Raw genomic sequence first — 6,978 nt, 5'->3', positions numbered from 1 at the left:
ACGTAGATGCCCAGCGGGTTCTTGCGCAGGCGCTGCTCGGTGCGCGGGGTTTGCAGGACGATGGAAAGCACGGCGTTCCAGCGTTCGGTGCCGGCCGGTGCGCCATTGATGAATCGCTGTTCCGTCCAGCGCACGTTGAATGACGAATCGCTGGCGCGCGTGACGCTGGTGATCTGCACCGTCACGGATTCTTTGCCGACGCGGGCGAACGGGTCGTTCTTGCTGGCGTAATCGTTGAGCACAGCCGCGCCGCGGTCGGTGGTGTAGTCGTAGGCGTCGAGCCAGTTCTGTCGCACGACGATCGGGTCGATGGAGAGCGAGCGAACCAGCGTGATGAAGTGCGCGAGGTGGTAGGCGATCTGCGCATCCGCCGGTCGGTATGGCGTGGCGGCTTCGCCGACGGCGCGAATCTGGCCGGTCTTGTCCACCTCCACCACGTAGGGCGTGACGATGGACTGCGCCGAGCGCCAGACTAGGCCGCCTGCCATCAGCAGGGCGAGCACGAGGCAGCCGAAGGCCATCAGTCGCCAGTTCTTCGCCTGCACGCGGCCCGAGCCGATACGCTCGTCCCACACCTGCGCGGCGGCTTGATACGGGGTGGCAGGCTGCGGTGTATCGGCGTAGCGCACCTGCGGTCGCTTGAATCGCATGGCTCGTTCTCCTCAAGAATCGGAATTGCCCAGGCTTGGGCCTTGCGCCGAGCCACCGCCGTCCCCGCCGCGCAGTGTGTGCGCGGCAGTGGTCGCCGCATGGGCGATCTGTTGACGGCGGTGCAGCCGCTTGGCCCAGGCGGGCTGCGACTGCTCGGCAGTGTTGGCTTGTGCTTCGCTCGCGGCCTGACCGGATGCGCTGGCACCGGATGCGGCGGCGCCCGCGCCGTCCGAGCGAAACGCGGCGGCTGCGCGCTGCCCAACTGAGCGCACCCCCGCGGTGGCCTTCTGGCCGACTGCTTGCGCGCCGGTCTTAGCAACATTGCCCAGGCCAGCCATTGCGCCTTTCGCGCCGCCGCCGGCGGCGGCGGAACCGGCTTGGAACGCCGACCGCGCGCCGGTCGCGGTCGAAGCAGCGGCACGGGCGCCGCTGCCGATGGCGCTGGCGGCGGCCGGCGCCATGCGAGCACCAGCAGCAACAGCACCGCCAACGCCGGTAGCGGCAGCGCCGACAGCGACGGCTGTTCCCGCCGCGCCTAGCGCCGCACCAGCCATCGCGCCGGCCCCGAGCTGCGGCGAGCCGGACACAAGGCCCGTGGCGATGCCCGGCCCGTAGATGCCGAGCGCGAGCATGGCGAGCGAGGCCAGCATCACGACCAGCGCATGATCGATGGAAGGTTCATCGGGCGTGACCTGGAACTCGGCGAACAAGCCCGTACTGATGCCGACAATGACGGCCAGCACCAACACCTTGATACCGGACGACACCACGTTGCCAAGCACCTTTTCGGCGAGGAACGCGGTCTTGTTCCAAAGCGCAAACGGCACAAGCACAAAGCCGGCGAGCGTGGTCAACTTGAACTCGATCAGCGTGATGAAAAGCTGCACCGCCAGCACGAAGAAACAGAGGATGACCACCAGCCAGGCGAGGAACATCACAACGATGGGCGTCAGATTGATGAACACCTCGGGGAAGCCGGCCATCTCACTAATTTGGTCAAGGATCGGCGCGGCGGCGTCGATGCCGGTCTTGGCGAGATGCCCCGGTTGAAGGAACGTCTCCATGCTCAAGGTCGAGCCGGTGGCCGTCAGGCCCAGGCCGGCGAATGAGCGAAACACGATGCTCGCCAGCATGTTGAAGTTGCCGATGATGTAGGCGAAGGCGCCGACGTAGAGCACCTTGCGAATGAGCTTCGCCATCACGTCCTCGCCTTGGCCGGTAGCGTGGCCGAGCGCCCAATAGAGGCCGGCGAGCGTCATGTCGATCGCCACCAGCGTTGCGGTCAGGAACGCGACCTCGCCCCGCAGCAAGCCAAAGCCGGAGTCGATGTAGGCGGAAAAGACGTTGAGGAAGTGGTCGATGATCGAAACGTCGTTCATGGCCGTTCCTCCAGCGGCGCGTCGGGGCCGTCGAAGCTGGCCGGGATCGGCGGCAGATCGGCGAGCGTCTGATATTCGTCCGGGCCGGCTTGGCCGGAGAGGAGACGGCGTAGGTCGGCTTGGGCGACCTGTGCGCAGAACGCGCCGTCATGTTCGCCATGCCGGCACTGCGCACGCAGCGCGTGCAGCCGTGTCGGATTGGCGGCCAGTGCATCGACCGACAGCGCCTGCCGCCGGTCGCAACCCGCCAGCAGGCACACGAAGGCAAACAGGACGGGCGCGTGCTTCATGGCCGTGCCCGTCAGTTGCCGTAGAAGTTGACCGACTGCGGCGTGTACGCCGTGCCGGTGCCGAGAAAGCGTCGCGTCACCTCACGGCCACGTTCGACGGCGGCGGCCTGACGCGCCAGTTCCAGCGACACCGCGCGCCCCTGCGTGAGCTGGAGCTGCTGCGCCTGAATGGACTGCTTGGCCTGCAAGGCCAAAAGCTGATTGGTCGCCTGCATGGCCTGCAAGGCGCCCGTGGCCGACTGGCTCTGGCCGACCAGATCGGTCAGCACGCCCTCGTCCTCGGTCACGTTCTGCGACACCTGCGCCTGCATCCGCATCGCGGTCTGCAAGCCTTCGAGCGTGTTCTGCCAACGCTGGTGGGCATCTTGGTACATCTGGTTGCCGCTCACGGTCGCGGCGTACTGCTCCGGGTACAGGCGCGCGAACTGCTGGTCCATGCTCTGCACCTGGAACGCCAGCCCTTGCGCCTGCGCGATGAGTTGCTGGGTGGTCGCCAGCGTTGAGCGCAGCCGGTTGACCACATTGAACGGCAGGCTCGCCAGGTTACGCCCCTGGTTGATGAGCATCTGCGCTTCGTTCTGGAGTTGCTGAATCTGGTTGTTGATCTGCTCCAGCGTGCGAACCGCGGTCAGCGTGTTCTGCACGAGGTTGGTTGGATCGACGACGACCCATTGCGCCTGCGCGGTGGACGTGACACCGATCAACGCAGCGATGGCGAGGGAAAGAAGGCGAATCTTCATTGCGAAATCTCCTGTGGTTGGGGAGCGAGGAAGGACGCGGCAGATGGTGCGGACGGCAGCAGGTCGGCGGCCCAATCGAGGCCGCGATGGCGCAGCCACGCGCCGGCGAAGCCGGGTGCGCCGGCCTGCGTCAGCACGCGGTCGATGTCGCGTTGGTCTTGCGGTGTGGATGCGCCCGCGAACGCGAGCGCGGCCGGCCCTAGGTCGAGGTCGAACAGGCGATTGCCGAGGCGCGATTGGTAGTAGTAGTCGCGCTTGGGCTGCGCGATGGCGACGATCTCGATTTGCCGGCTGTTGAGGCCGAAGCCCTCGTAGATCGAGCGAATCTGCGGCTCGGTGGCCTGCGGGTTAGGCAAGAAAATCCTGCTCGCGCAGCTTTCGATGATCGCTGGCGCGATGGTCGAATCCTTGATGTCGGCCAGCGATTGCGTGGCGAAGACGACGCTGACGTTCTTTTTTCTGAGCGTCTTGAGCCATTGCCGGATGCGGGCCGCGAAAGACGGTTCATCGAGGAACAGCCACGCTTCATCGAGAATAAGCAGCGTTGGTGCACCGTCGAAACGCTCGTCGAAGCGGGCGAACAGGTAGCGCAATACCGCTTGCACGGCGGCGGGGCTGTGCATCAGTTCTTCCATCTCGAAGCCCTGCACGCCGGCCATGCCAAGCCTATCGTGGTCGGCGTCCAGCAGCTTTCCGTGCGCGCCGCCCAGGACATAAGGCGCGAGTGCTTGGCGCAGCGCGTTCGATTGCAGCAGCACGGAAAGCCCGGTCATCGTGCGCTGTTCCTGCGGCGCACCGGCGAGGCTGCCCAGCGCCGACCAGATGGCCACCTTCTCGTCCGGGCCGACGGTCACGCCTTCATGCAGCAGGCGACCTTCCACCCATTCGGCGGCCCAGGAGCGGTAGCCCTCATGGTCGATGCGGGCGAGCGGCTGGAACGCGATGCCACCATCGGCGCCCAGGTCGTAGTGCTCGCCGCCCAGGCCCAGGATGGTGGCGCGCATCGAGCGGCCCATATCGAACGACAAGATCCGCGAACCGAAATAGCGGCGGAACTGCAAGGCCAGCGTCGCCAGCAAGACCGACTTGCCCATGCCGGTCGGGCCGGCGACCAGCGTGTGCCCCACGTCGCCGATGTGCAGCGACAGCCGGAACGGCGTCGCGCCATCGGTGCGGGTGACGATCAGCGGCGGGCCGTCCAGATGGTCATTCTTCTCCGGCCCGGCCCATACTGCCGACAGCGGCATCATGTGCGCCAGGTTCAGCGTCGAGACGATGGGCTGGCGCACGTTCGCATAGGCGTTGCCAGGGATGGACGATAGCCACGCATCCACGGCGTTGAGGGTTTCGGGGATGGTGACGAACCCGCGCCCTTGGATGACGCGCTCCACCATGCGCAGCTTCTCGTCGGCCACGGCCGGGTCGGCGTCGAGCACCGTCACCGTGGCGGTGAGATAGCCGAACGCGACTTGATCGCTGCCCAATTCCTGCAAGGCCGCGTCGGCATCGGCGGCCTTGTTGCTGGCGTCGGTATCGACCAGCGGGCTTTCCTGCTGGAAGATCGTCTCGCGCAGCAGCGCGACGACGTTCTTCCTTTTCGCAAACCACTGGCGGCGCAGGCGGCCCAGTTCCTTTTCCGCCTCGGCTTTGTCCATGCAGAGGAAGCGCGTGCTCCAGCGGTAGGCAAAGCCCAGGCGGTTGAGGTCGTCCAGCAAGCCCGGCCAGGTCGAGGTCGGAAAGCCGCGCACCGACACCACGCGCAGGTGCTGGTCGCCCAGCGTGGGCGCCAAGCCACCGACCAGTGCCGAATCGGCCAGTAGCGCGTCCAGATGGAAAGGCACCTCGGGAACACCGATGCGATAGCGCCGCGTCGAGACGGTCGCGTGCAGGTAGGTCAGCGTCTGGCTGTCGTCCAGCCACGCAATCTCCGGCATCACGCCATCGAGAAGGTCGAAGATGCGTTCGGTTTCGGCGACGAACGCGGTCAAGTGTTCACGCCAGTCCACGCCGGCGGTCGGCGTGTTCTCGTAGAGCAGCTTGGCCGCGCGGGCGCGGGATTCCTCCGGCGGCAGGTATTGCAGCGTGAAGTGATAGCCGCTCTCGAAATGGTTGCCGGATTCCTCGAAGGTCGCGCGCCGTTCCTCGTCCACCAGCCACGACAGCGGTTCGGGAAAGTCCGAGTGCGGATAGTCCGCCGCCGGCCGGCGCTCGGCTTCGACGAACAGCGCCCAGCCGGCACCGAGGCGGCGCAGTGCGTTGTTTAGGCGCGCAGTCTTGGCGATCAGTTCGCCTTGCGTTGCGCTTTCCAAGTCAGGTCCACGGAACCGCGCCGTACGTTGAAAACTGCCGTCCTTGTTCAAGACGACACCCGGCGCGACTAGGCCGGCCCACGGCAGCCAGTCGGCGAGCAAGGCCGGGCGCTGGCGGTATTCGGCGAGGTTGAGCACTGCGGCGTCCTCCCGTCACACGTCCAGCAGCGGCTTGTGCTTGAGGTGCTTGGCGAACACCTGCATGAACTGCGGATCGACGCGCGCACCCCACACCGCCAGCGAATGGCCGACGATCCAGAGCACGACACCGGGAATCCAGAGCTGCAGGCCCAAGCCCACGGCCGCGGCCAGCGTCCCGTTGGCGATCGCCACGGTGCGCGGCGCACCGCCCAGCAGGATCGGCTCGGTCAGCGAGCGATGCAGAGGCACCTCGAAGCCAGGCAGGTCGGTGGCCGTGCTCATACGACGGCCCCGCCGGAGAAACTGAAGAACGACAGGAAGAAGCTCGATGCCGCGAACGCAATGGACAGACCGAACACGATCTGGATCAGCTTGCGGAAGCCGCCGCTGGTGTCACCGAACGCAAGCGCGAGGCCGGTGGCGATGATGATGATGACCGCGACGATGCGCGCGACTGGCCCTTGGATAGATTCGAGGATGGATTGCAGCGGCCCTTCCCAGGGCATCGAGGAACCGGCGGCTTGTGCCGTGCCGGCGGTCGCCAGCATGACGGTCGCCGACAACAGGCCGTGGTGCGCCGGCCCGACCAGGCGGCGCAGGCGTGCGGGGATGGAAACCGGATTTACGGAAAAGCGGAAAGCATGGGCGTGCGTCTGCGTCATGGCAGTTCTCCAAGGTGGTTAGGGGACGGGGAAGAAAGCGGCACTTCTGGAAGCGGCTGCTCCAGCGCATCTGCCAGGCGATAGCCCACGCCGTCGAAGCCAAAGACGCGGGCGATGCTCTCGATACGACGGCGCCGGCCACGGCCGGCGATGTGGATGACGACATTGACCGCCTCGGCGACGAGCGCCCGCGGCGGGTTCACGGCCACTTCGAGAATCAGTTGCTCCAGGCGCAGCAATGCCCCAAGCGCGGAACCGGCGTGGATCGTGGCGATGCCGCCGGGATGGCCGGTGCCCCACACCTTGATGAGATCCAGCGCCTCGCCGCCGCGTACCTCGCCGACGATCACGCGGTCGGGGCGCAGGCGCATCGTGGCGCGCACCAGCTCGGTCATCGACACGACGCCGGCGCGCGTGCGCAGCGGTACGTGGTCGCGCGCCGCGCATTGCAGTTCGATGGTGTCTTCGAGCACCAGCACGCGGTCGCCGGTGGCAGCGATCTCGGCGAGCAAGGCATTTGCCAAGGTCGTCTTGCCGGTGCTGGTGCCGCCGGCGATGAGAATGTTCTGCCGCTCGCGTACCGCGTCACGCAGGAACGCAGCCTGCTCAGCAGTCATCATTCCGTCGGTGACGTAGCGTTCCAGCGGAATGACGCCGACCGCGCGCTTGCGCAGCGCAAAGGCTGGGCCAGGAGCGGCCGGCGGCAGAATGCCCTCGAAGCGTTCGCCGGTTTCCGGCAGCTCGGCGGTCAACAGCGGCTGACCGCGATGCACTTCCGCGCCGACGTGGGCCGCGACCAGGCGGAT

The 6,978-nt window shown here is 66.7% G+C and carries 8 protein-coding genes; all 8 read right to left on the bottom strand.

The window, feature by feature from the left end; translation table 11 throughout:
* Positions 1 to 650, bottom strand: a 650-nt coding sequence (gene trbF, locus HMPREF2924_RS05815; RefSeq protein WP_070700419.1) for a conjugal transfer protein TrbF, incomplete at its 3' end; no start/stop codon positions are given.
* 12 nt (positions 651 to 662) lie between these two features.
* The gene (gene trbL, locus HMPREF2924_RS05810) at positions 663 to 2,030 is read right to left on the bottom strand and encodes a P-type conjugative transfer protein TrbL (RefSeq protein WP_023124820.1); all 1,368 of its coding nucleotides are present in this window, start codon (positions 2,028 to 2,030) and stop codon (positions 663 to 665) included.
* A complete protein-coding gene (locus HMPREF2924_RS05805; protein ID WP_023124819.1) occupies positions 2,027 to 2,320 on the bottom strand; it encodes an EexN family lipoprotein in 294 nt (97 codons plus the stop codon). The genes trbL and HMPREF2924_RS05805 overlap by 4 nt, the downstream gene beginning before the upstream one ends.
* A gap of 11 nt (positions 2,321 to 2,331) precedes the next feature.
* Positions 2,332 to 3,060: a P-type conjugative transfer protein TrbJ gene (gene trbJ / locus HMPREF2924_RS05800; protein ID WP_023087388.1), complete on the bottom strand. Its 729-nt coding sequence runs from the start codon at positions 3,058 to 3,060 to the stop codon at positions 2,332 to 2,334.
* Positions 3,057 to 5,507 (bottom strand): conjugal transfer protein TrbE, encoded by a 2,451-nt coding sequence (gene trbE, locus HMPREF2924_RS05795; RefSeq protein ID WP_023124818.1) that lies wholly within the window; start codon positions 5,505 to 5,507, stop codon positions 3,057 to 3,059. The genes trbJ and trbE overlap by 4 nt, the downstream gene beginning before the upstream one ends.
* A 15-nt stretch (positions 5,508 to 5,522) precedes the next feature.
* Entirely contained in the window at positions 5,523 to 5,792 is a 270-nt protein-coding gene (locus tag HMPREF2924_RS05790) for a VirB3 family type IV secretion system protein (RefSeq protein WP_023087386.1), read from the bottom strand.
* Positions 5,789 to 6,172, bottom strand: coding sequence for a TrbC/VirB2 family type IV secretion system protein (locus HMPREF2924_RS05785; protein ID WP_023124817.1), 384 nt, complete (start codon positions 6,170 to 6,172; stop codon positions 5,789 to 5,791). Before HMPREF2924_RS05785 ends, HMPREF2924_RS05790 begins: the two co-directional genes overlap by 4 nt.
* Positions 6,169 to 6,978, bottom strand: an 810-nt coding sequence (trbB, locus tag HMPREF2924_RS05780) for a P-type conjugative transfer ATPase TrbB (protein ID WP_070700411.1), incomplete at its 5' end; no start/stop codon positions are given. The genes trbB and HMPREF2924_RS05785, both read right to left, overlap by 4 nt.

The sequence above is a fragment of the Pseudomonas sp. HMSC063H08 genome, assembly GCF_001813645.1.
Lineage (GTDB): Bacteria > Pseudomonadota > Gammaproteobacteria > Pseudomonadales > Pseudomonadaceae > Pseudomonas > Pseudomonas aeruginosa.
The sequence above is the reverse complement of the archived record's forward strand: the minus strand, read 5'-3'. Positions and strand labels throughout refer to the sequence as shown.